General features: G+C 42.8%; 23 protein-coding genes and 1 pseudogene. 8 read left to right on the forward strand and 16 right to left on the reverse strand.

Features of this window, described 5'->3' with window-relative positions:
- Window positions 1-10: 10 nt before the first annotated feature.
- Complete coding sequence (locus P0078_RS19880) at window positions 11-541, reverse strand: hypothetical protein (RefSeq protein ID WP_282931631.1); 531 nt, start codon at window positions 539-541, stop codon at window positions 11-13.
- Between the two features lie 598 nt (window positions 542-1,139).
- Window positions 1,140-1,658 (reverse strand): imm11 family protein, encoded by a 519-nt coding sequence (locus tag P0078_RS19885; RefSeq protein WP_282931632.1) that lies wholly within the window; start codon window positions 1,656-1,658, stop codon window positions 1,140-1,142.
- A 203-nt stretch (window positions 1,659-1,861) separates the two neighbouring features.
- Between P0078_RS19885 and P0078_RS19890 the strand changes: the two genes are divergently transcribed.
- The 3 genes from P0078_RS19890 to P0078_RS19900 are packed head-to-tail and all read left to right on the forward strand — an operon-like array spanning window position 1,862 to window position 2,748.
- Complete coding sequence (locus tag P0078_RS19890) at window positions 1,862-2,263, forward strand: hypothetical protein (RefSeq protein WP_282931633.1); 402 nt, start codon at window positions 1,862-1,864, stop codon at window positions 2,261-2,263.
- A gap of 12 nt (window positions 2,264-2,275) precedes the next feature.
- Window positions 2,276-2,500: a hypothetical protein gene (locus P0078_RS19895; protein ID WP_282931634.1), complete on the forward strand. Its 225-nt coding sequence runs from the start codon at window positions 2,276-2,278 to the stop codon at window positions 2,498-2,500.
- Window positions 2,491-2,748, forward strand: a complete 258-nt coding sequence (locus P0078_RS19900; protein ID WP_282931635.1) for a hypothetical protein — start codon at window positions 2,491-2,493, stop codon at window positions 2,746-2,748. The genes P0078_RS19895 and P0078_RS19900 overlap by 10 nt, the downstream gene beginning before the upstream one ends.
- Window positions 2,749-3,240: 492 nt before the next feature.
- Here the strand turns inward: P0078_RS19900 and P0078_RS19905 are convergent, their stop codons facing one another.
- A complete protein-coding gene (locus P0078_RS19905; protein ID WP_282931636.1) occupies window positions 3,241-3,687 on the reverse strand; it encodes a VapA/VapB family virulence-associated protein in 447 nt (148 codons plus the stop codon).
- Between the two features lie 452 nt (window positions 3,688-4,139).
- The gene (locus tag P0078_RS19910) at window positions 4,140-4,487 is read right to left on the reverse strand and encodes an IS4/Tn5 family transposase DNA-binding protein (protein ID WP_282931637.1); all 348 of its coding nucleotides are present in this window, start codon (window positions 4,485-4,487) and stop codon (window positions 4,140-4,142) included.
- A 748-nt stretch (window positions 4,488-5,235) separates the two neighbouring features.
- Here P0078_RS19910 and P0078_RS19915 point away from each other — a divergent pair.
- Window positions 5,236-5,730 (forward strand): hypothetical protein, encoded by a 495-nt coding sequence (locus P0078_RS19915; protein ID WP_282931638.1) that lies wholly within the window; start codon window positions 5,236-5,238, stop codon window positions 5,728-5,730.
- A 273-nt stretch (window positions 5,731-6,003) separates the two neighbouring features.
- Here the strand turns inward: P0078_RS19915 and P0078_RS19920 are convergent, their stop codons facing one another.
- From P0078_RS19920 to P0078_RS19940, 5 genes are all read right to left on the reverse strand, one after another.
- Window positions 6,004-6,501 carry a hypothetical protein gene (locus P0078_RS19920; protein WP_282931639.1) on the reverse strand — a complete coding sequence of 166 codons (498 nt, stop codon included), beginning with the start codon at window positions 6,499-6,501 and terminating at the stop codon, window positions 6,004-6,006.
- A 1,193-nt stretch (window positions 6,502-7,694) separates the two neighbouring features.
- Window positions 7,695-7,913, reverse strand: coding sequence for a hypothetical protein (locus P0078_RS19925; protein ID WP_282931640.1), 219 nt, complete (start codon window positions 7,911-7,913; stop codon window positions 7,695-7,697).
- A 96-nt stretch (window positions 7,914-8,009) separates the two neighbouring features.
- A complete protein-coding gene (locus tag P0078_RS19930) occupies window positions 8,010-8,285 on the reverse strand; it encodes a hypothetical protein (RefSeq protein WP_282931641.1) in 276 nt (91 codons plus the stop codon).
- Between the two features lie 515 nt (window positions 8,286-8,800).
- Entirely contained in the window at window positions 8,801-9,367 is a 567-nt protein-coding gene (locus P0078_RS19935; protein WP_282931642.1) for a hypothetical protein, read from the reverse strand.
- Between the two features lie 371 nt (window positions 9,368-9,738).
- Entirely contained in the window at window positions 9,739-10,257 is a 519-nt protein-coding gene (locus P0078_RS19940; protein WP_282931643.1) for an imm11 family protein, read from the reverse strand.
- 203 nt (window positions 10,258-10,460) lie between these two features.
- Between P0078_RS19940 and P0078_RS19945 the strand changes: the two genes are divergently transcribed.
- Both P0078_RS19945 and P0078_RS19950 read left to right on the forward strand, forming a co-directional pair.
- Window positions 10,461-10,850 carry a hypothetical protein gene (locus tag P0078_RS19945; RefSeq protein WP_282931644.1) on the forward strand — a complete coding sequence of 130 codons (390 nt, stop codon included), beginning with the start codon at window positions 10,461-10,463 and terminating at the stop codon, window positions 10,848-10,850.
- Window positions 10,851-10,874: 24 nt separating this feature from the next.
- A complete protein-coding gene (locus P0078_RS19950) occupies window positions 10,875-11,348 on the forward strand; it encodes a hypothetical protein (protein ID WP_282931645.1) in 474 nt (157 codons plus the stop codon).
- Between the two features lie 216 nt (window positions 11,349-11,564).
- Here the strand turns inward: P0078_RS19950 and P0078_RS19955 are convergent, their stop codons facing one another.
- The 4 genes and pseudogenes from P0078_RS19955 to P0078_RS19965 form a co-directional block, all read right to left on the reverse strand.
- Entirely contained in the window at window positions 11,565-11,804 is a 240-nt protein-coding gene (locus P0078_RS19955; protein WP_282931646.1) for a hypothetical protein, read from the reverse strand.
- A gap of 359 nt (window positions 11,805-12,163) precedes the next feature.
- Entirely contained in the window at window positions 12,164-12,409 is a 246-nt protein-coding gene (locus P0078_RS19960) for a hypothetical protein (RefSeq protein ID WP_282931647.1), read from the reverse strand.
- Between the two features lie 2 nt (window positions 12,410-12,411).
- Window positions 12,412-12,807 (reverse strand): annotated as a pseudogene (locus P0078_RS24680) (Tse2 family ADP-ribosyltransferase toxin); the annotation flags it as partial.
- Window positions 12,808-13,153: 346 nt separating this feature from the next.
- Entirely contained in the window at window positions 13,154-13,420 is a 267-nt protein-coding gene (locus P0078_RS19965; RefSeq protein ID WP_282931648.1) for a hypothetical protein, read from the reverse strand.
- A gap of 356 nt (window positions 13,421-13,776) precedes the next feature.
- On the opposite strand from P0078_RS19965, the gene P0078_RS19970 reads away from it, so the two are divergent.
- Window positions 13,777-14,130 carry a hypothetical protein gene (locus P0078_RS19970; RefSeq protein WP_282931649.1) on the forward strand — a complete coding sequence of 118 codons (354 nt, stop codon included), beginning with the start codon at window positions 13,777-13,779 and terminating at the stop codon, window positions 14,128-14,130.
- A 686-nt stretch (window positions 14,131-14,816) separates the two neighbouring features.
- On the opposite strand, the gene P0078_RS19975 is transcribed toward P0078_RS19970, so the two are convergent.
- Window positions 14,817-15,224, reverse strand: a complete 408-nt coding sequence (locus P0078_RS19975) for a PDC sensor domain-containing protein (protein WP_282931650.1) — start codon at window positions 15,222-15,224, stop codon at window positions 14,817-14,819.
- A 795-nt stretch (window positions 15,225-16,019) separates the two neighbouring features.
- On the opposite strand from P0078_RS19975, the gene P0078_RS19980 reads away from it, so the two are divergent.
- Window positions 16,020-16,277, forward strand: a complete 258-nt coding sequence (locus P0078_RS19980; RefSeq protein WP_282931651.1) for a hypothetical protein — start codon at window positions 16,020-16,022, stop codon at window positions 16,275-16,277.
- A gap of 362 nt (window positions 16,278-16,639) precedes the next feature.
- Here the strand turns inward: P0078_RS19980 and P0078_RS19985 are convergent, their stop codons facing one another.
- Together P0078_RS19985 and P0078_RS19990 are read right to left on the reverse strand one after the other, a co-directional pair.
- Window positions 16,640-17,743, reverse strand: a complete 1,104-nt coding sequence (locus tag P0078_RS19985; protein WP_282931652.1) for a hypothetical protein — start codon at window positions 17,741-17,743, stop codon at window positions 16,640-16,642.
- Window positions 17,744-18,308: 565 nt separating this feature from the next.
- A complete protein-coding gene (locus P0078_RS19990) occupies window positions 18,309-19,706 on the reverse strand; it encodes a DUF2130 domain-containing protein (protein ID WP_282931653.1) in 1,398 nt (465 codons plus the stop codon).
- Window positions 19,707-19,825 lie beyond the last annotated feature (119 nt).

A 19,825-nucleotide genomic window follows, 5' to 3' on the forward strand; every position in this document is an offset into this window, starting at 1 on the left:
AATTGATTTGTTATGGTCTAATCCATGCTATAAAACGAGAAATTAAACTTGGGGAGTTGTGATCTATCTCTGATTTTTTTTTAAATTCAGCGGGAGTAATTGTCACACCATGAACCAGTTGCTCTTGATTGTTTAGATGGAGAAATAGGCGACCAATAACAGTCCGATGATTCCCTGAGGAAATGTAATATTTATCATCAATTTGATAGAAAGACCAGTGTGTCTTTTCATTATCATCAAAATAGTAACTAGGATTTTTCTCTAATGCTTTAACATTTACAATAGCTCTCTTGAGTCCCTGTAATGCAACCTCTCTATTGTTCATGAAATCACCATCGGAAGTTCCTGGAATTGGCTTCAATTGACCCCACGTCTTGCCGCAGTAATCAGGGTGAGTTGTTCCAACAACTTTAGATAAATCTACACTTCCCCTTTTGGGCTCTCCTACATTGATTTTGCCTCTCTCCAGAAACAACAGAACATCGTTTGAAAATGGTATGTTTTCAAGACTTATCTCTTCAATAAAGGTATTCCATGCCACTTATACAATCTCCGTTTAGTACATAACATATTTAGCATCCACGTCGTAGGCGTCTGGTGCCTAAACTTGGTACGCCCAGCATGGGCGTGAACTAATAGGGTAAAAGTCCCCTGTAGGAAGATCACCATTAAATGCTAACTACTAACGAATGGCAACTGTAACACTGTAAGGTCTTGTGGTGAGGGGGCCGCTAGTAAAGTACGTGCTGAGGAACAGAACATCCTTGAAGCTGAGGTGGCCAAGAACTCCGAAGCCATGTGATCTATCGGATAGAGTAAATGATTCGGGGGTATAGTGAAAGTTCACGTTCTTATCTGGGGAAATCTGTTTAGCTTGCTGCTGTAAAGCTGACAGCGGGACTCATAAGTGAGCTCCACTGCGGAGAAAGAAAAAATAGATAGTAGAGCACAGCATTGTCTAGGTCACTAATGGCCAAGATGATTAAAGAGAAATTAGTCGATGGAATAGTGGTCTAATGCCATGACTATTGTCTTTTATATGATGTAGAGTTACACGAGACTATCGTTGGGTATAAATTCAATTTCTTAGGCGATGAATGGTACGGTAGCCGGTAGCAAGGAACTACCGACTACTCGATTTATGCTGAAGCCTTGGCCTCGAAAGAAACACCGTTGAAATTATTAGCTTGAATCAGGTCTTTTAGGTATGAATTACAGAATATTGTTGAAAAATTATCTTCTTTAATTTTGAAAGCTAGAATTTGCTCAGGCAAATCTTTTTTAAATACAGGGCGCGATACACTCCCATAACGATTAAAAGATGATTGGCCATGATCTAGAGCATCTAATGATTGTGTAACATTCCATAACCAAAAAGTTTTATTGTTATATGTTATGGTTAATAGCTGTCCAAACTTTTCCAGTTCTTCGCCTATTATAACTTTCACATTATTCGATATTACTAATGATCCAGATTGAATGAATGAAAAATCTTTTATCTCGCATTCATCCTCTAACGATACTTCAAGAGAATGAGGCCACTCTAACTCTTTCCCTTTAGATAGTAGAGAACCATGGGTTTCTATGGATCTAACTTCATCTTTTGGAGTGAACGTACAATTGTTGTCATCAGATAGTTCAATTGTATAAATTGTCATAAATGGCCGTTTCGGGACACCCATAAAGGGTAGAGCTTAAGGTGTCTCAGTCATTGACACAATACGGAAATCACAATAAAAATAATGGATACTAAAATAGTTAAACCAATTCCCCATGACCCAGCCTCGCCGCTCATAGATCTCTCTTGATACGACTCTGTACTATCACTGCGTCTCCCACTGTGTACACAGAGTATTCCTTTGTGGAAGAGGGGAGGGATTATGAGCACCGGCGCCAGTGGATTGAGGCTGGGATGCAAAAGCTAGCTGCTATCTTTGCGCTGGATATCGCTGCTTATGCGGTAATGAGTAATCACTACCATGTGGTGCTCTATATCAATGCTAAAACGGCCAGAACTTGGTCTGATACTGAGGTCATTTTCCGCTGGCAGAAGCTATTTAAAGCTTCTAATTTGGCTCAGCGCTTCATTCAGGGCGCCGCACTGGATTGCAGTGAAAAGAACAATCTTAAAGATCTAATCGAGCTATGGCGAGAGCGATTAATGGGTATCAGTTGGTTTATGCGCTGCCTAAACGAATCTATTGCTCGCCAAGCCAATGCAGAAGACCGCTGTACAGGCAGCTTCTGGGAGGGCCGTTTCTAATCTCAGGCGCTATTGGATGAAAGAGCCTTGGCTGCCTGTATGGCCTATGTCGATCTCAATCCTATCCGTGCCGATATTGGAAAAACCCCGGAGGACTCCGATTACACGTCCATTCAGCAGCGTGTTCGTGCTGTGATATCAGGTGAGCAGCCTAAAGAGCTGCTACCGTTTGTGGGCGGCGAGCGCCTTAATATGTTGAAAGGGTTCCCTTTCGGCTGGATGACTATTTGGCACTAGTAGACTGGAGTGGCCGACATTTAGACCCCAAAAAGCGCGGTGCCATTTTTCAAAACGCGCCCCCTATCCTTGAGCGGCTGGGCATCTCAGCAAAACACTGGCTCTATCTCAACCGGAACTTTGAAAGCCGCTTTAAAGGCCTGGTGGGATCAGCAGAGGCTGTACGGCAAGTCTGTATTCAGCTCAATAAACGCTGGGTACATGGCATAGGCGACTGCCAACGTTTTCTTTCGGCAAGCCCTTCCTAATTCCCACCCTGCCTTTCGATACTATTCCTTCCGATTTGGCCAAAATCACGCAATTTTCATACCTAAAGCATAATTTTTTAGTATTTAACTTTGCCCTATACCAGACCAGGAGAAATGCCCGTCAAGGTGGAAGGCCTGTACTTTTTCCTGTGTCATATTTCAATCTGTGGGTGTCTTAGTGTTTTTAGTGTTTCTTATACCGTGAGGTGTTGTGGGGAGGAAGCTGCTAGCAAAACTATGAGCTTACGAACAGAAATATCCTATAAGGTTTAGCATGAAGGTGAGGTAGCCAGGGACACTGAAGCCAAGTAATCTGTGGTGTGGTAGCCGGCAGTTAGAAACTACCGGCTACCCGATTTATGACATGCTAATTCAAATCCTGTTAATTCTTAGGTCTTCAGTTAGCTGACAATAATTGACATAAATTCTTTGTACAGAGTCTACCCTAAGCGCCGATTTATAACATCGAGTGAGCGCTAGTAGAGTTGGAGCTTATTGTTTGGTGAATTTACCACTACCCGCCGCAGTACCCGATGCAATATTTGGCCCACCACCAACGAAACTTCCTACTCCTCCGAATTCTAAAATAGTGCCTACTAAGGTGGTCTGAAATAGAAAATGCATATCCCCTTTAGTGATAAGTTGAGCAGGAGATAAACTGGATACGCCCCCACCATAACTAACACCACCTGCACCAATGATTAATCCACCTCCATTACCTTCGAATCTAAGTACTTCACCAGATTCAAATGTGAGAGTCATAACCACGTGTGTATACCCAATTCCACTTACTATAATTGCCAAATCTCCAGAGAAGGCATACTCTGCTGACGCAATCGAGAATTCTTTTTGCACATCTTCCGGTAGATTTTCAAGGTTTGTACGTAGATTTTTTCTTTGCTCTCTTGCTAGTTCAATAAAATTGGTTTCGGTAGTCATTTTAAGCCTCCAAGCTTATAAGTTAATATATGAAATTCAACTAAAATTACTGCCATCCGAACATAGATATTTATCGGTGAAATAAATATCACAGGATATTATAGTCATAACATTTATATGGTGATCATTTTTGCCGCTATTATTATGACTGATCTCGCAGAATTGATTTCTACGCCAAAGCGAAAACTTTTATTTGAAATCATAGGATTAAAGCATTCTGACACGTTCGTGCAGGCTGCAAGAATTATCACTTTGGCCACTATCCCGATTTTAACGTTAGCCCGTAATCCATTGATTTAACAATTTTTTGGTGTGTCTTCTTGCTCCCCTATTTAACAGTCAATATGATCATGAATCCCTAAGCTGGCACTCACCAAATTTCATAAGTCGGTAATAGTTTAGGGAGTTGTTGAGGTATCGGGGTAGGGTGGGGTACAGGTTCTAAGAGTGGATTAGTGTGGGTTGCTTAAGAGGTGTTTCTCATAATGGACGCTCTGGATCAGATTGGTCTCTTTACGCCTAAGTGTTCCCATCTCTTTACTTTCTAGGTCAGTGGCAAAATTTAGAAAGGTTGTATCCTGAGGGATAAGAACAACGGGCTGCGCTTTGATCCTTTCAAGAGTTGCCGATTTATGGCCACTCATAATAGAGTCAAAGTTGACTTTACCATTTTCGATAAAGCCATAAGCCGCAAACGTTTCTGCCCAAGTTTTGTTTGCGCAGGGAATACTGTTCTTTGGATCGGATCTTAAACTACTAAGAATATTGGACAAGTGTTTATTCAAGCGTGTATCACCCATATCTTGATTTTTTCTTTGTCCATGACCCAGTCCCGCATAATAATCTGATCAAGTCTGAAATTCTTACCAGATTAAACTGTAACTTATTGATTTTCTTGGTGAAACTGGAAAAACTTGTGTATAAAACTTAGCGCCAAAACGGAGGTCCCAGCCGCGTAGCAACGCCATGATTTGTTTGGTACGCTCAGCATGGGCGTGAACTAATGGGGTGAAAGTCCCTTGTAGGAAGATCACCGTTTAATGGACTTCATTGAATGCTAACTACTAGCGAATGGCAACTACAATACCGCGAGGTCTTGTGGAGAGGAAGCCGCTACCAAAACTACGAGCTGACGAACATATCCTATAAGGCTTAGCCTGGAGGTGAGGTGGAAAAGGATACCGAGGCCATGTGATCTAACGGGTAGAGTAAATGGGGCCGTTTCTGGATACCCATCAAAAATAGAGCTTAAGGCGTTACAGTTATTGACACAATATGGAAAGCACACAAAAACATTGGATATTAAAATAATAAAACCCATGCCCCATGATCTAGCCCTGCAGCTTACAGATCTCTCTTGATACGACTGTACCCGAAGCATTCCTTTGTGGAAGAGGGGAGGGATTATACGCACCGGCGCCAGTGGATTGAGCCTGGATTGCAGTGAAAAGAACAAGCTTAAGGAGCTTATCGAGCTATGGCGAGAGCGATTAATGGATATCAGTTGGTTTATGCGCTGCCTAAACAAATCTATTGCTCGCCAAGCCTATGCAGAAGACCAGTTGTACTGGCCGCTTCTGGGAGGGCCGTTTTGAATCTCAGGCGCTGTTGGATGAAAGAGCTTTGGCTGCCTGCATGGCCTATGTCGATCTCAATCCTATTCGTACCGATATTGCAAAAACCCCGGAGGACTCCGATCACACGTCCATTCAGCAGCGTGTTCGCGCTGTGATCTCAGGTGAGCAGCCTAAAGAGCTGCTACCGTTTGTGGGCGGCGAGCGCCTTAATATGCCGAAAGGGTTGCCCTTTCAATTGGATCACTATTTGCCGTTAGTAGACTGGAGTGGCCGGCATTTAGACCCCAAAAAGCGCAGTGCCATTTCTCAAAACACGCCCCCTATCCTTGAGCGGCTGGGCATCTCAGCAAAACACTGGCTCTATCTTAATTGGAACTTTGAAGCCGCTTTAAAGGCCTGGTGGGATCAGCAGAGGCTGTACGGCAAGCCTGTATTCAGCTCGATAAACGCTGGGTACATGGCATAGGCGATTGCCAATGTTTCCTTTCGAAGCTATTCCTTCCGGTTGGCCAAAATCACGCAACTTTCAAACCTAAAGCATAATTTTTCAGTATTGCACTTTGCCCTATACCTGATCAGGAGAAATGGCCTTCAAGGTGGAAGGCCTGTATTTTTTCCTATGTTATATTTCAATCTGTGGGTGTCCTAGTGTTGCCGTTACGGATAGGGAAGCGCCCATTGCGGACCCGCATGATGGGTGGTGTGGGGGCCGGTAGTTAGAAACTACCGGCTACCCGATTTAGCATTGAGACTCGTCCCCCGTAGCAAATCTTACGTACCAGTAGTCTCGATTCTTTCCTATTTCTAAACTTGTTTCTTTATACAATCTGTTCCAACAAAACACTTTTTCCCCTTTTTTCCTGCGTGAATAAGGATTTGGTGGATTGTTGGCAATTTCGGTTAGGAACGCATCTGGAGAACCTAGCGCTTCTACCGAAACGTTGTATATTTTTTCAAATAGTATTTTTGCTCTTTCAAATTCAACCTCCATTGTAAAGAAAACCACATCGTAAAGCCCGGCATCTTTAAAACATTGAATCTTTAAATGCCCCTCTTTCCCGAAATACTCTTTACCAATAAATATTTCACCATCATTTTTTAGAACCGGATCGAAACCCTCTTCCTTTAATCCCCTTAGGAGGCTTTCACAGGAGTCTCCCATTCCTGCTTCTACCAAGGTGAGTGCAAAAGAACAAGAAGAAAACAATAATAATGTCGTAAATAATAGTTTTTTCATGATTGCATGCTAACGCGGGTGTAGAAAAACTCACCCCACTTTTCATATTATGGTTGTACGTAAAAAATTGAGTTTTTGTCAGTGAAAACTCAGCCAGATTTCACGCAGGAATACGATTTTTGTTCGATATTTAATCAATCTCAATCTCTCACAAGTATAATTTATTTTTTCTACAGTCTGAACGCCTCAAACAGCGGCAGTTTTGGAGCGGCGAAGCCGCAGAAAAGCTGTCTAGCGCACGAAGTGCAGCGTTGCTGCTTTGACTTGGTACGCCCAGTATGGGCGTGAACTAATGGGGTGAAAGCCCCCTGTAGGGAGATCACCATTTAATGGATTCCATTAAATGCTAACTACTAAGGAATGGCAACTACACACCATGGGGCCTTGTGGGGGAAGCCGCTAGTAAAACTGCAAGCTGACAAACAGAAGCATCATATAAGGCTTAGCCTGGAGGCGAGATGACTAAGGATACCGCTGCTATGTGGCTAATGGGCTGAGCTAATGATGTAGTCGTGTATTGAGAGTTTACGTTCTTATTTGGAGAGATCTGTTTAGCTTGCTGCTATCCGCGTGACCAATAAGTCACAATAAGGTCCAACCCACTAGCCTCGATTCAGGAAGCCCACGTTATAGCCTATGTAGAGCAGCCGATCGGTGCCATTTCTCAAAAGACGCCGCCTATCCTTGAGCGACTGGGAATCTCAGCAAAACACTGGCTTTATCTTAATCGGAACTTTGAAAGCCACTTTAAAGGCCTGATGGGATCAGCAGAGGCTGTGCGGCAAGCCTGTATTCAGCTCAATAAACGTTGGGCATATGGTATAGGCGACTGCCAACGTTTCCTTTCTACAACGCCCCACTAATTCCTTCCCAACCTTTCGATACTATTCCTTCCGGTTTGGCCAAAATCACTAAGTTATAAACCTCAAACATAATTTTCCTGTATTTAACCTCTTCCAGCTCCAGACAGGAAAAATGGCCGTTAAAGTGGAAGGCCCGTACTACTTCCGGTGTCGTCTTTCAATCTGTGGGTCCCCTGGTGTTGCTTGTGAATTTTTCCAAAAGATGGGGTTGATCTCGTTACGTGGTTGTTGGATGAAAATTCATAACAGGTAGCGCACCACCCATTGCGGAGCCGCACGATGAGTGGTGTGAGGCCGGTAGTTAGAAACTACCGACTACCCGATGTATGGTTACACATCTGGATTATCCGATATTTTTTCGAGGATAATGCTATATAATGCGAAGTCATTTGAGATTTCGACTGCATCATCACTTTCAGGGTCTAGGATACTCTTTCTTTTTTTATATTTTCCATTGTTTGTTTTACAGAGTAGCGTATAAGCCTTAATTCTTGTATTCCAAACATTACATAGCTCCTCGATTTCCATATTCTTTAATATGGATGGCATTTTTCTCTGCCCAATTTAGCAATATTTTTTTCCATTCATCTAATTTAATGGGCTTTAACGAACGGATCGTATAGTGTCCTTTAAATACACCATTTGTTAAATCTTTTGAGACTGTAACCCTGGAGGCAACTCAGTTTTGGGTGGGATGACCCACCAATCAGGACTGAAGTCCATTTTCGGCTTGTCGAAAAGACTGACACCGCCAGATGTGTGATCAACTACCCCAGTTTCAGAGTTGATTTTTATATCGTATGTTTGATCCCCTGTTCTTGGGGGCATTGTACGAATATAGTCAAAATTTGATTTAGTTGGTGTTCCTGCCCGATATAGTTCAACAGGAGTCTTTAAATAGAACTCTATAGGTGTATGCACTATTTTCTCCTTAGGTTAGTTAGTATTTTCCATAACGCTTTAATGACGTGCCCCATTGATTAACTTGGTACGCTTAGCATGGGCGTGAATTAATGGGGTGAAAGTCCCCTGTAGGAAGATCACCATTTAATGGGTTCTATTAAATGCTAACTATTAGCGAATGGCAACTGCAACACCGTAAGGTCCTATGGGGAGGAAGTCACCACCAAAACTACGAACTGATGAACAGAAATATCATATAAGGCTTAGCCTGGAGGTGAGGTGGAGAAGGATACCGAAGCCATGTGATCTAACGGGTAGAGTCAAGGATGCAGTTGTGTAGTCAAAGTTCACGTTCTTATCTGGGGAGATCAGTCATAACTTGCTGTTATGAAGCTGTCAGCGTGGCCGCTGATTCATAAATAGGCCCACCACCATTGCGGGGATAGAAAAAAGTGGTGGGAGACAGCAGCGCTTCGGTCAGCAATGATCAAGACGATTAAAACTGAAGTGAGCCGATGGCATAGTAGTTCTTATTAGATTTTGCTACCAAGTTTTTTGCCTAACTTAATATCTAATTGGTACAAAATCCTATCCGCATCCTCAAAAGGAAGAGTGTCTGAAGATATTTCATGAATTCTATCTATATAATTGAAATAGATGTTAATTGATTTATTTAAATACCCTTCAGTAATCTTTAGCGGCTTTGTTGGATATTTCGGATCGCCCGGAAAGAGAACGCGATATGCTCTGTCATCAATTATTTGGAATGCTCTAGGATTCAGGAATCTCAATACGGTACTTGCCATTGGAAGAGCTATACCAGAGGTTTTTAACAGGCTTCTTATAATTTCTCTAGCTTGCTCATGTTGACCGGGCTCTATATTAGAGACCTCTTTGAGAGTATTAATGAGATCGCCTGATATATATGGAAACCTATTCAATTTCCAGAGGACGATCTTGAAGAATGTTTCATTATTGAGGCATTCAGGATCTAAGTTATCAAGTTCTTCAGTTAGTACAGGGTTATAATTATACTCATCCATTAATACTGAGGGATTTTCGCCCCAGACTTCACTGTATTCTTCTATAAAACTACTCATGATTTTTCCTTAAACATAATGAAAGCGGGGAAATTCACCCCATATTTTCTTAGCAAAACACTGGCTCTATCTCAAACGGAACTTTGAAAGCTTCTTCATAAGATTGGTGGGGTCAGCATAGGCGACTGCCAGTGTATCCTTTCTACAGCGCCCCACCTAATTCTCTCCCAACCTTTCGATACTATTCCTTCCGGTTTGGACAAAATCACGCAATTTTCAAACCTCAAGCATAATTTTTCAGTATTTCACCTTGCCGTACACCCGATCAGGAGAAATGGCCGTCAAGGTGAGAGGCCTGTACTATTTCCGGTGTTATCTTTGAATCTGTGGGTGTCCTATTGTTGTTGCCTAGGAGCTACTGACTACTCGATTTATGCTGAAGCCTCAGCCTCGAAAGAAACACCACTGAAATTATTAGTTTCAATTAGGTCTTTAAGGTATGAGTTACAGAATATGGTTGAAAAATTATCTTCTTTAATCTTGAAAGCTAGAATTTGCTCAGGCAAATCTTTTTTAAATACAGGGCGCGATACACCACCATAACGATTAAAAGATGATTGGCCATGATCTAGAGCATCTAATGATTGTGTAACATTCCATAACCAAAAAGTTTTATTGTTATATGTTATGGTTAATAGCTGTCCAAACTTTTCCAGTTCTTCGCCTATTATAACTTTCACATTATTCGATATTACTAATGATCCAGATTGAATGAATGAAAAATCTTTTATCTCGCATTCATCCTCTAACGATACTTCAAGAGAATGAGGCCACTCTAACTCTTTCCCTTTAGATAGTAGAGAACCATGGGGTTCTATGGATCTAGCTTCATCTTTTGGAGTGAACGTACAATTGTTGTCATCAGATAGTTCAATTGTATAAATTGTCATAAATGGCCGTTTCGGGACACCCATAAAAGATAGAGCTTAAGGTGTCTCAGTCATTGACACAATACGGAAATCACAATAAAAATAATGGATACTAAAATAGTTAAACCAATTCCCCATGACCCAGCCTCGCCGCTCATAGATCTCTCTTGATACGACTCTGTACTATCACTGCGTCTCCCACTGTGTACACAGGGTATTCCTTTGTGGAAGAGGGGAGGGAGTATGAGCGCCGGCGCCAGTGGATTGAGACTGGGATACAAAAGCTAGCTGCTATTTTTGCGCTGGATATCACTGCTTATGCGGTAATGAGTAATCACTACCATGTGGTACTCTATATCGATGCTAAAACGGCCAAAACTTGGTCTGATACTGAGGTCATTCTCCGCTGGCAGGAACTATTTAAAGCTTCTAATTTGGCTCAACGCTTTATTCAGGGTGCCTCTCTGGCTTGCAGTGAAAAGAACAAGCTTAAGGAGTTGATTGAGCTGTGGCGAGAGCGATTAATGGATATTAGTTGGTTTATGCGCTGCCTAAACGAATCTATTGCTCGCCAAGCCAACGCAGAAGACTGCTGTAATGGCCGCTTCTGGTAGGGCCGTTTCAAATCTCAGGCGCTATTGGATGAAAGAGCCTTGGCTGCCTGCATGGCCTATGTCGATCTCAATCCTATCCGTGCCGATATTACAAAAACCTCGGAGGACTCCGATCACACGTCCATTCAGCAGCGTGTTCGCGCTGTGATTTCAGGTGAGCAGCCTAAAGAGCTACTACCTTTTGTGGGCGGCGAGCGCCTTAATATGCCGAAAGGGTTGCCCTTTCAATTGGATCACTATTTGGCGTTAGTAGACTGGAGTGGCCGGCATTTAGATCCCAAAAAGCGCGGTGCCATTTCTCAAAAGACACCTCCTATCCTTGAGCGGCTGGGCATCTCAGCAAAACACTGGCTCTATCTTAATCGGAATTTTGAAAGCCGCTTTAAAGGCCTGGTGGGATCAGCAGAGGCTGTAAGGCAAGTCTGTATTCAGCACAATAAACGCTGGGTACATGGTATAGGTGACTGCCAACGTTTCCTATCTGCAGTGCCCCACTAATTCCCTCCCAACCCTTCGATACTATTCCTTCTGGTTTGGCCAAAATCGCGCAATTTTCAAACCTAAAGCATAATTTTTCAGTATTTCACCTCGCCCTAAACCAGACTAGGAGAAATGGCAGTTAAGGTGGACGCCCCGTACTATTTCCGGAGTCATATTTCAATCAGTGGGTGTCCTAGTGTTGCTATTGCTACACACGAACTATCTGGTTATATATTATTCATCTCCATCCCACTCAGGCCAGTCACCTCTAAATTTTTTCACCATACCTTGCATGGAAACATAGCCTACGACCTGATAGTTGTTAGGTATACGCTCTTCATGATACAAAGATGTCCACTCTCCACGCCAATTGTACAAATCTATTTCACCCAAACCATTGGGGTATCGAACAGCGACTAAATAAAGGCCTTCAAATTTTGGTAATCCTTTCTGCCACTCTAAACTATTGTTCATCTAAAGAACCTTCTAAATTTATCTGCTCTTTGTGCTAACTCTCTCATTGTATCGTAATTGTTAGCTAATTATTTTTTGTGTCATCTTTCAATGTGTGGGTGTCCTATTGTTGTGTTGGACATGGTGAAGGCCTGGAGCCAAACTCTAAGAGTTAAAAGGCAGGGCTAGCCTACCGATATGTTTCCAGCCAGGTAAAGTTGCGGTAGCGTGCTGCCATAATACTCAGTTCAACTGAAGATCTACTCAAGACTATCATTGAATAGAAAATCAGTACGGATAGGGAGCCGTCAATTGCGGGCCCATACGATGGGTAGTGTAGGGGCCGGTAGCTAGAAATTACCGGCTACCCGATCTAGAATTCAACTCTCCAGTTGGACTGAAGAAACTAAATCTTCATAACTAGGATAGTTACAGTTATCGCTCCACTTATGTTTATACAACTCCGCAAGTGCTGTCGAAAGAGATAATAGTTGCATGGAATGCTCTCCACTGGCATCCACTTCCTCTTCTGTTGAAGAGGGATTATCTATTATCAACTTCATTCGATATATTTCTGACTGAGTTAGCTCGATCATGAGTGACAAATGTGAAAGGCTTAGTTCCATAATTAATTCTCGAATACTATTTCTTTAGTAAGTTCATCTAAGAGTATACAAAACTTAGCGACTGGCATATCCCAATCAGGCCGGATTGAGTAATGTGTAGCCTCATAACTTCGATTATATGAATCCTTCGTTATAACTAGGCCATGAGGGATTACAATGTTTGGTGATAGCCTATAATAATCCCAACGAGAAACCGGTACCCCCAGCACATCAAATAATGAAACACCCCCTGAAGTACAGTCTACCCACCACTCACCATTGCTCCAGTATGTGTCTATATCAGGATTTCTAATTTTTCCGTTAGAAAGCCTAAAAGACTTTAGTATAGGATACAAAACAGGCGATCCTCGATCAGCTTTACGCTGCCCTCTCCACAAATTTACGTCTAAATTAAATTCGGAGTTAAAAAGTTAACCAAGTTCCCTCTTTTTAATGAAGAACTCTTCTTCCTTCTTGTTTTTTTCATGAATTCACTCCATTGAATATTTGAAATTGGTTTATTCTAACGCGTTAAATATGGGCATGTAGCGTGGGCACAAAGTGCTGAGACGGAGAACCAGTCGAAGCTGAATATGCCTTAACTTGGTACGCCCTGCATGAGTGTGAACTAATGAGGTGAAAGTCTCCTGCAGGAAGATCACCATTTAATAGCCCTATTAAATGCTAACCATTAGCGAATGGCAACTAAGACACATGAGGTTTTGTGAAGGGCGGTAGCTAGGAACTACTTGCTATCCGATTTAGCTATACTTCTTCAAACTCTGACTCCCCGCCAGGTGTCAGTTTAAAGTCTATATTCACATTGTCAGCAAAAGGCCATTTAATTGAAATTTGTTGTAAAAAACTTCCTGCGTCACAAAAAGCGATTACAGTTCCTTCAATGTTTTTTTCCCAAGACACGCCGTTCCAGTTTGCGAAATCATAACATCCCGCTGCCGGTCCCATTTTAACCGCTACAAAATATAAACCTTCTAGTGAAGGGTTTCCGTCCTTCCATTCGATTTCTTGCATAAAACCCTCCTAAAATCTTGATTTCCGCTAATAATGTAGCTCGGCGCTTCATTCAGGCCTAACTAGATCGCTGTGAATGGGACAATCTTAAAGTGCTGATCGGGCTATGGCGAGAGCGGTTAATGGATATTAGTTGGTTTATGCGCTGCCTAAACAAATCCATTGCTCGCCAAGCCAACGCAGAAGACCGCTGTACTGGCCGCTTCTGAGACGGCCGTTTCAAGTTTTAGGCGCTATTGGGTGAGAGAGCCTTGGCTGCCTGCATGGCCTATGTCGATCTCAATCCTATCCGGGCCGATATTGCGAAAACCCTGGAGGACTCCGATCACACGTCCATTCAGTAGCGTATTCGCGCTGTGATCTCAGGTGAGCAGCCTAAAGAGCTACTACCGTTTGTGGGCGGCGAGCGCCTTAATATGCCGAAAGGGTTGCCCTTTCAATTGGATCACTATTTGGCGTTAGTAGACTGGAGTGGCCGACATTTAGACTCCAAAAAGCGCGGTGCCATTTCTCAAAATGCGACCCCTATCCTTGAGCGGCTGGGAATCTCAGCAAAACACTGGCTCTATCTTAATCGGAACTTTGAAAGCCGCTTTAAAGGACTGGTGGGATCAGCAGAGGTTGTACGGCAAGCCTGTATTCAGCTCAATAAACGCTGGGTACATGGCATAGGCGATTGCCAACGTTTCCTTTCGGCAAACCCTTCCTAATTCCCACCCAGCCTTTCGAAGCTATTCCTTCCGGTTGGCCAAAATCACGCAATTTTCAAACCTAAGGCATAATTTTTCAGCATTTTACCTCGTCCGAATCAGGCCAGGAGAAATGACCGTTAAGGTGGGCGACCCGTACTATTTCCGGATCATATTTCAATCTGTGGGTGTCCTAATGTATGCTACGGTGCCATTTCTCAAAACGCGCCCCCTATCCTTGAGCGGCTGGGCATCCCAGCAAAACACTGGCTCTATCTTAATCGGAACTTTGAAAGCCGCTTTAAAGGCCTGGTGGGATCAGCAGAGGCCGTACGGCAAGCCTGTAATCAGCTCAATAAACGCTGGGTACACGGTATAGGCGACTGCCAACGTTTCCTATCTGCAATGCCCCATTAATTCCCGCCCAACCTTTCAATACTATTCCTTCTGGTTTTTGGCCAAAATCACAAAACTTTAAAGCTCAAACATAATTTTTCTGTATTTAACCTCTTTCAGCTCCAGGCAGGAGAAATGGCCGTTAAAGTGGAAGGCCCGTACTACTTCCGGTGTCATCTTTCAATCTGTGGGTGTCCTGATGTTGTTGTCAAGGTTAATGCCTCAAACACCGGCTTGGTGAAGTTGGCGATTTTTTTGGAAAAAAGTGACAGCTTTACCAAGCCCGAGCGCCTTAACTTGCTATAAGGTTTTTAGAATTTTGCACAGTTAAAACCTTGAAGCATTTTATATGTATCTGGATTTAATTTTGTGCTTCTGACGCCTTTTTTGCGCACGAATGTAGGGTATTTCATATCTACGCGATTTACTGGGCTACCAAAAACTACTCGTACATCACCACCTGTAGGTGAGGCAATCTTATCAGCAAACTCGGTTGATTCGTCTAACTTAATACCATCCACTACCTTAGTGACTTTATAGTGCAGCACAACATTGAGGTTTTTATTTATGACGTAGACTGAATCACCAATCTCTACTGAAGAAAATTCGTTCCAGCCATGTTGGGACGGGGAAAGATCAAAAATTGCTCCTTCACCCAAATCTTTGTAGATTACTTTGTGTTGCCTGTCGGCAATATTGGAAACTAAAAAACTATTCATTACTGATTCTCAGATACGTATAACGTTGCCACCAAGGGCAGCTCCGAAGGGGTTAAGCGATCTTGCCTGGCCTGGTTATAGCTGGCGCGTCCAGAACCGTCTACTAGCACTTTGCCAACCACAGCTTGGCTGGCTGCTGTCCAATACTTAAGAGGAAATAATACCGCACTTTCCCCAACCAATCCCTATCTCACTGGTATCCCGCGAAATTACAGCTGGCTGCCCATTTCTCCAGTACCTGAGCGAACACTCTAGGAGCGAAACTACCTAAATATCAACTAGCAAAAATGGCTCAATACAGGGTGCTATTTAGTGGCACTAAACCTTCAGTTAGTATGAAAAATCACTAAAACCGACCGTCACAATTACTCTCAGCTAACCGGCAGCCAGTGCGAAGCACGCTTTTGGCTGTCCGACAGAGGCCGCTTGGCCGGGGTGTAGTTGAGCGTTTTGGTACGCTCTGTATGGGCGTGAACTAATGGGGTGAAAGTCCCCTATAGGGATATCAACATTTAATGGATTCCATTAAATGTTAACTACTAGCGAATGACAACTACAACACCACGAGGTCTTGTGGGAGGAAGCCGCTAGTAAAACTGCGAGCTGACAAAAAGAAACATCCTATAAGGCTTAGCCTGGAGGCGAGGTGGCCAAGCATGCCGTAGCTATGTGGCTAATGGGCCGAGCTAATGATGTAGTCGTGTATTGAAAGATCACGTTCTTATCTGGAGAGATCTGCTTAGCTTGCTGCTGTCTGCGTGACCTTGAAATCATATAGGGCCCAACCCGCTAGCCTTGATTCAGGAGGCCTACTTTATAGCCTATGTAGGTCTCAAGCCGATCGGTGCCATTTCTCAAAATGCGCCCCGTATCCTTGAGCGGCTGGGCATCTCAGCAAAACACTGGCTCTATCTTAATCGGAACTTTGAAAGCCGCTTTAAAGGCCTGGTGGGAACGGCAGAGGCTGTACGGCAAGCCTGTATTCAGCTCAATAAACGTTGGGTACATGGCATAAGCGATTGCCACCGTTTCCTATCTGCAACGCCCCACTAATTTCCTCCTAACCTTTCGATACTATTCCTTCCGGTTGGCCAAAATCGCGCAATTTTCAAACCTAAAGCATAATTTTTCAGTATTTCACTTTGCCCTATACCTGATCAGGAGAAATGGCCGTCAAGATGGAAGGCCTGTACTTTTTCCTGTGTCATATTTCAATCTGTGGGTGTCCTAGTGTTGATCCCAATTTTCAAAACTAAAGCATAATTTTTCAGTATTTCACCTTGCCGTATACCTGATCAGAAGAAATGGCCGTCAAGGTGGAAGGCCTGTACTATTTCCAGAGTCATCTTTCAATCTGTGGGTGTCCTAATGTTGCCGTTATGTAGGGGCCGGCAGCTAAAAACTACTGACCTGATTTAGGCTATTCTAGGCTTACTAGTTATTAATGTATCTATATCTCCGTTTTCTTTCACCACTAGATTTGCTTTAGACATAAGCCAGTCTAGTGGAAATTGATTATCAACCCTGCAATGCTGGCACTCAATTAACTGGGAAACAAATAGTCTCGGTCTCTTTTTCTTGGTAAGTCTAATTTTTTCTCCACAAAACATACAGTGAAGAAAATCCTTAAAAAAAGTGCGTAATAAAACTGCTATATGCGATTTTCCGGTGAGACACAGAGCTTCATAGACCCCTACAGTAGAAATAATGAACCTACCTACTACTTTTTTATCCACCTCGCATGTTTTCGACAAACTTTTCATCGCTACCTGGACAAGAAAAATCAGCAAATATGGTAATTTTTCATATAGAAGTTCGAAGTAGTAATCGTCAGATCTGTCCTCGAATGCAAAATTCAACGAATATCTTTTTGTTTTTATAATTCCTTGAGATGTTACTAAGTGAGTTGCCATCTGCCAGACGGGCTCAAATCCACCACTAAAATTTTTATCAAATATGTAAGACCATAAAACATTCGAGTCAAACATATTCGTCAACTCGATCCATTCAATGGAAGTATCAAAAATTTCTATGCGCTTTTCTTTACTCAAATTATTAAGAGTTTTATATACATCTCCCTCAAAACGATTTATAAAATCTGTCTCGTCAGCGACAATCCAGCAAAGAAAAACCAAATGCTCTTTGAGCACCTTACGAAGAAGAGAAAAGCCAACTGAGAACTTACGTCGTTCAAATGCTTCAAGAGACGAATATAGAAATTGATGCATATCACTTAATAGCGCTAAGACCGTATGGCCTACTATATGCTGCCGGTATGCTTCATCTAGCTCATTGTCTTTAAGTAGCTCGATCAAATCAAACTCTTCTATATTAGGGTGATGCTCCGTAATGATTTCCTGAACTATATCTTCGATTACTAGATGAGAACCGCTGAGTTCATAGGTGCTAGCGGCCTCCATGAGACTATCGTGCAAGTAAAAGCAGAACTCATGTAAAGACCAGTATTTCTCAGGAACCAAAGATAGTCTATCGATATCAAGATAATTCAAGGGTCCCATCTGTTTTGACTCCATTGTCAATTAAAAAGCTGCTTCGAATTCAAATTGCTTAACACCGTAATAACTGCCAGGTGAAGCGGAGGTCCGGCGGAATCTACGCAGAGGCTTGAGCGAAGTTAATTGCCTTGGTATGCCCACCATTTGCGTGAACTAATGGGGTGAAAGTCCCCTGTAGGAAGATCACCGTCTAATGGGTTCCATTAAATGCTAACTACTAGCGAATGGCAACTGCAACACCAGGAGTTCTTGTGGGGAGGAAGCCGCTAGCAAGACTACGAGCTGACAAACAGAAATATCCTATAAGGCTTAGCCTGGAGGTGAAGTGGCCAAGGATGGCGAAGCCATTTGCTCTAACGGTAGAGTAAATGATGCAGCTGTGTAGTAAAAGTTCACGCTATATCTGGGGATATCTGTTTAACCTTTTTAGTTATGCTATCAGCGTGGTCGCTTGATTTCATTGCGTCATCGTTGGGTGGAGATTCATTGCGAATAGGGAGGCAACCATTACGGACTCACTCAGTGGATTGTGTGAGGGCCGGTAGCTAGAAACTACCGGCTAACCGATTCAGGCGTCATCGCTCTCAAGCTCAGCAAACTTTGCCGCCATTGTTGGATTCTTTTTTGTCAATTTTTTAACTGTTAGATCGTCTGCCTTTTTATTCGCGAGACGAAGGTTATTCTCAGAGCCAAGCAGTGCATCCTTGGTTTTCTGAAGATGAGTGATGGTCTTGTCAATTTCATCAATAGCTGTTTTAAATTTCCTGGATGCCAGATCGTAGTTCCTTGCGAAGCCTGACTTAAATGCATCAAGCTCATCTTCGAAGTTGGTAATGTCAATATTCTGAGCTCTTACTACAGCCAGCTCAGCTTTATATTTCAGTGAGTTCTGAGCAGCATTTCTCAAAAGAGTGATTATGGGAATGAAAAATTGGGGGCGGATAACATACATCTTAGGGAAACGGTGGGAGACATCGACGATACCGGAATTATAAAGCTCGCTATCTGCTTCTAACAGCGATACCAGAACTGCGTACTCGCAGCCTTTTTCATTGCGGTCTTTGTCGAGTTCTTTAAGGAAATCTTCATTCTTCTTTTTTGTTGCTGTTTCATCACGTTCATTTTTCATTTCAAACATGATGGATACTGATTCAGTGCCAGAATCATCTAAGTCTCGAAAAATGTAATCCCCTTTACTTCCTCCTTTCGCATCGTTGTCTTTTTCAAAATACGCCTTCGGAAAAGCAGTTGCTCTTATTCGGTTAAATTCAGTCTCACAATGTTGTTCAAGGGTTTCACCAATCATTTTAGTGGATAAACGGGCTTTCATATCCTTAAGCCGCTCGATTGCATCGTCCCGATCCTTAATCTGAGTCTCATACTTCTCTTTTAGAGATGTCTCCGACAGCTGTTTCTCAAGCTTCGCTCTTTCAAGTTCACTCTTGAGTTCTTCGCGCTCCTTCTCTGTTGCATGTACGGCCTCTGTAACTGCTTGCTTCTGGATTGCTTGTTGGGCGCTTAAGTTTGATTCAAGTTCCTGTATTTTAAAATCTTTTCTCGCAGAAGCTTCATTGAGTTTGGATATGTGTTCAGCCTTTGCTAGCTCGGAAGAAGACTCATAGTCTTTCTTGGCTTGTTGTAACTCAGAGGCAAGTGAGTCTCGCTCCCTCTCAATATTTTTAAGGGCCTCTGTCACAGCTAGCTTCTGAGAGACTTCGGCAGCTTTAATCCTTGCCTTCAATTCTAGTATCTCAGTATCTTTTACTGCGGAGGCCTTCAGCATTTCATTTGTCACTTTTTCCTTCGCAAGCTCTAAGGCAGCTCTCTTTTCTTTTTCCGCAAGCTCAAGCCTCTCATGCAACTCCTGATCAAATTCATTATCCCGAACTTGTTTCATTATGTCCGCATATCCAGCCTCATCAATTTTGAATGCTTTTTGACAATGAGGGCATTTGATTTCATTCATAACTCTTTATCCTTTAGTTTTGCCACTTGTTCTCAATGACGGATAAGGCCTTGCTAAACGGCAGCAGGAGGCAGTGTAGGCCCTCCGGTGGAGGGTGCGATCATTGCGCCCGAAATAAA

Origin of the sequence: Microbulbifer sp. VAAF005, assembly GCF_030012985.1 — a bacterium.
Classification (GTDB): domain Bacteria; phylum Pseudomonadota; class Gammaproteobacteria; order Pseudomonadales; family Cellvibrionaceae; genus Microbulbifer.

Bases quoted from the DNA above. Each gene is read 5' to 3' on its own strand.
- P0078_RS19965 (WP_282931648.1), bottom strand. From the start codon at position 13,420: ATGCAAGAAATCGAATGGAAGGACGGAAACCCTTCACTAGAAGGTTTA.
- P0078_RS19955 (WP_282931646.1), bottom strand. From the start codon at position 11,804: ATGAACAATAGTTTAGAGTGGCAGAAAGGATTACCAAAATTTGAAGGC.
- P0078_RS19925 (WP_282931640.1), bottom strand. From the start codon at position 7,913: ATGCCATCCATATTAAAGAATATGGAAATCGAGGAGCTATGTAATGTT.
- P0078_RS19920 (WP_282931639.1), bottom strand. From the start codon at position 6,501: ATGAAAAAACTATTATTTACGACATTATTATTGTTTTCTTCTTGTTCT.
- P0078_RS19975 (WP_282931650.1), bottom strand. From the start codon at position 15,224: ATGAATAGTTTTTTAGTTTCCAATATTGCCGACAGGCAACACAAAGTA.
- P0078_RS19910 (WP_282931637.1), bottom strand. From the start codon at position 4,487: ATGGGTGATACACGCTTGAATAAACACTTGTCCAATATTCTTAGTAGT.
- P0078_RS19985 (WP_282931652.1), bottom strand. From the start codon at position 17,743: ATGGGACCCTTGAATTATCTTGATATCGATAGACTATCTTTGGTTCCT.
- P0078_RS19885 (WP_282931632.1), bottom strand. From the start codon at position 1,658: ATGACAATTTATACAATTGAACTATCTGATGACAACAATTGTACGTTC.
- P0078_RS19940 (WP_282931643.1), bottom strand. From the start codon at position 10,257: ATGACAATTTATACAATTGAACTATCTGATGACAACAATTGTACGTTC.
- P0078_RS19905 (WP_282931636.1), bottom strand. From the start codon at position 3,687: ATGACTACCGAAACCAATTTTATTGAACTAGCAAGAGAGCAAAGAAAA.
- P0078_RS19960 (WP_282931647.1), bottom strand. From the start codon at position 12,409: ATGGAACTAAGCCTTTCACATTTGTCACTCATGATCGAGCTAACTCAG.
- P0078_RS19935 (WP_282931642.1), bottom strand. From the start codon at position 9,367: ATGAGTAGTTTTATAGAAGAATACAGTGAAGTCTGGGGCGAAAATCCC.
- P0078_RS19990 (WP_282931653.1), bottom strand. From the start codon at position 19,706: ATGAATGAAATCAAATGCCCTCATTGTCAAAAAGCATTCAAAATTGAT.
- P0078_RS19915 (WP_282931638.1), top strand. From the start codon at position 5,236: ATGCAGAAGACCAGTTGTACTGGCCGCTTCTGGGAGGGCCGTTTTGAA.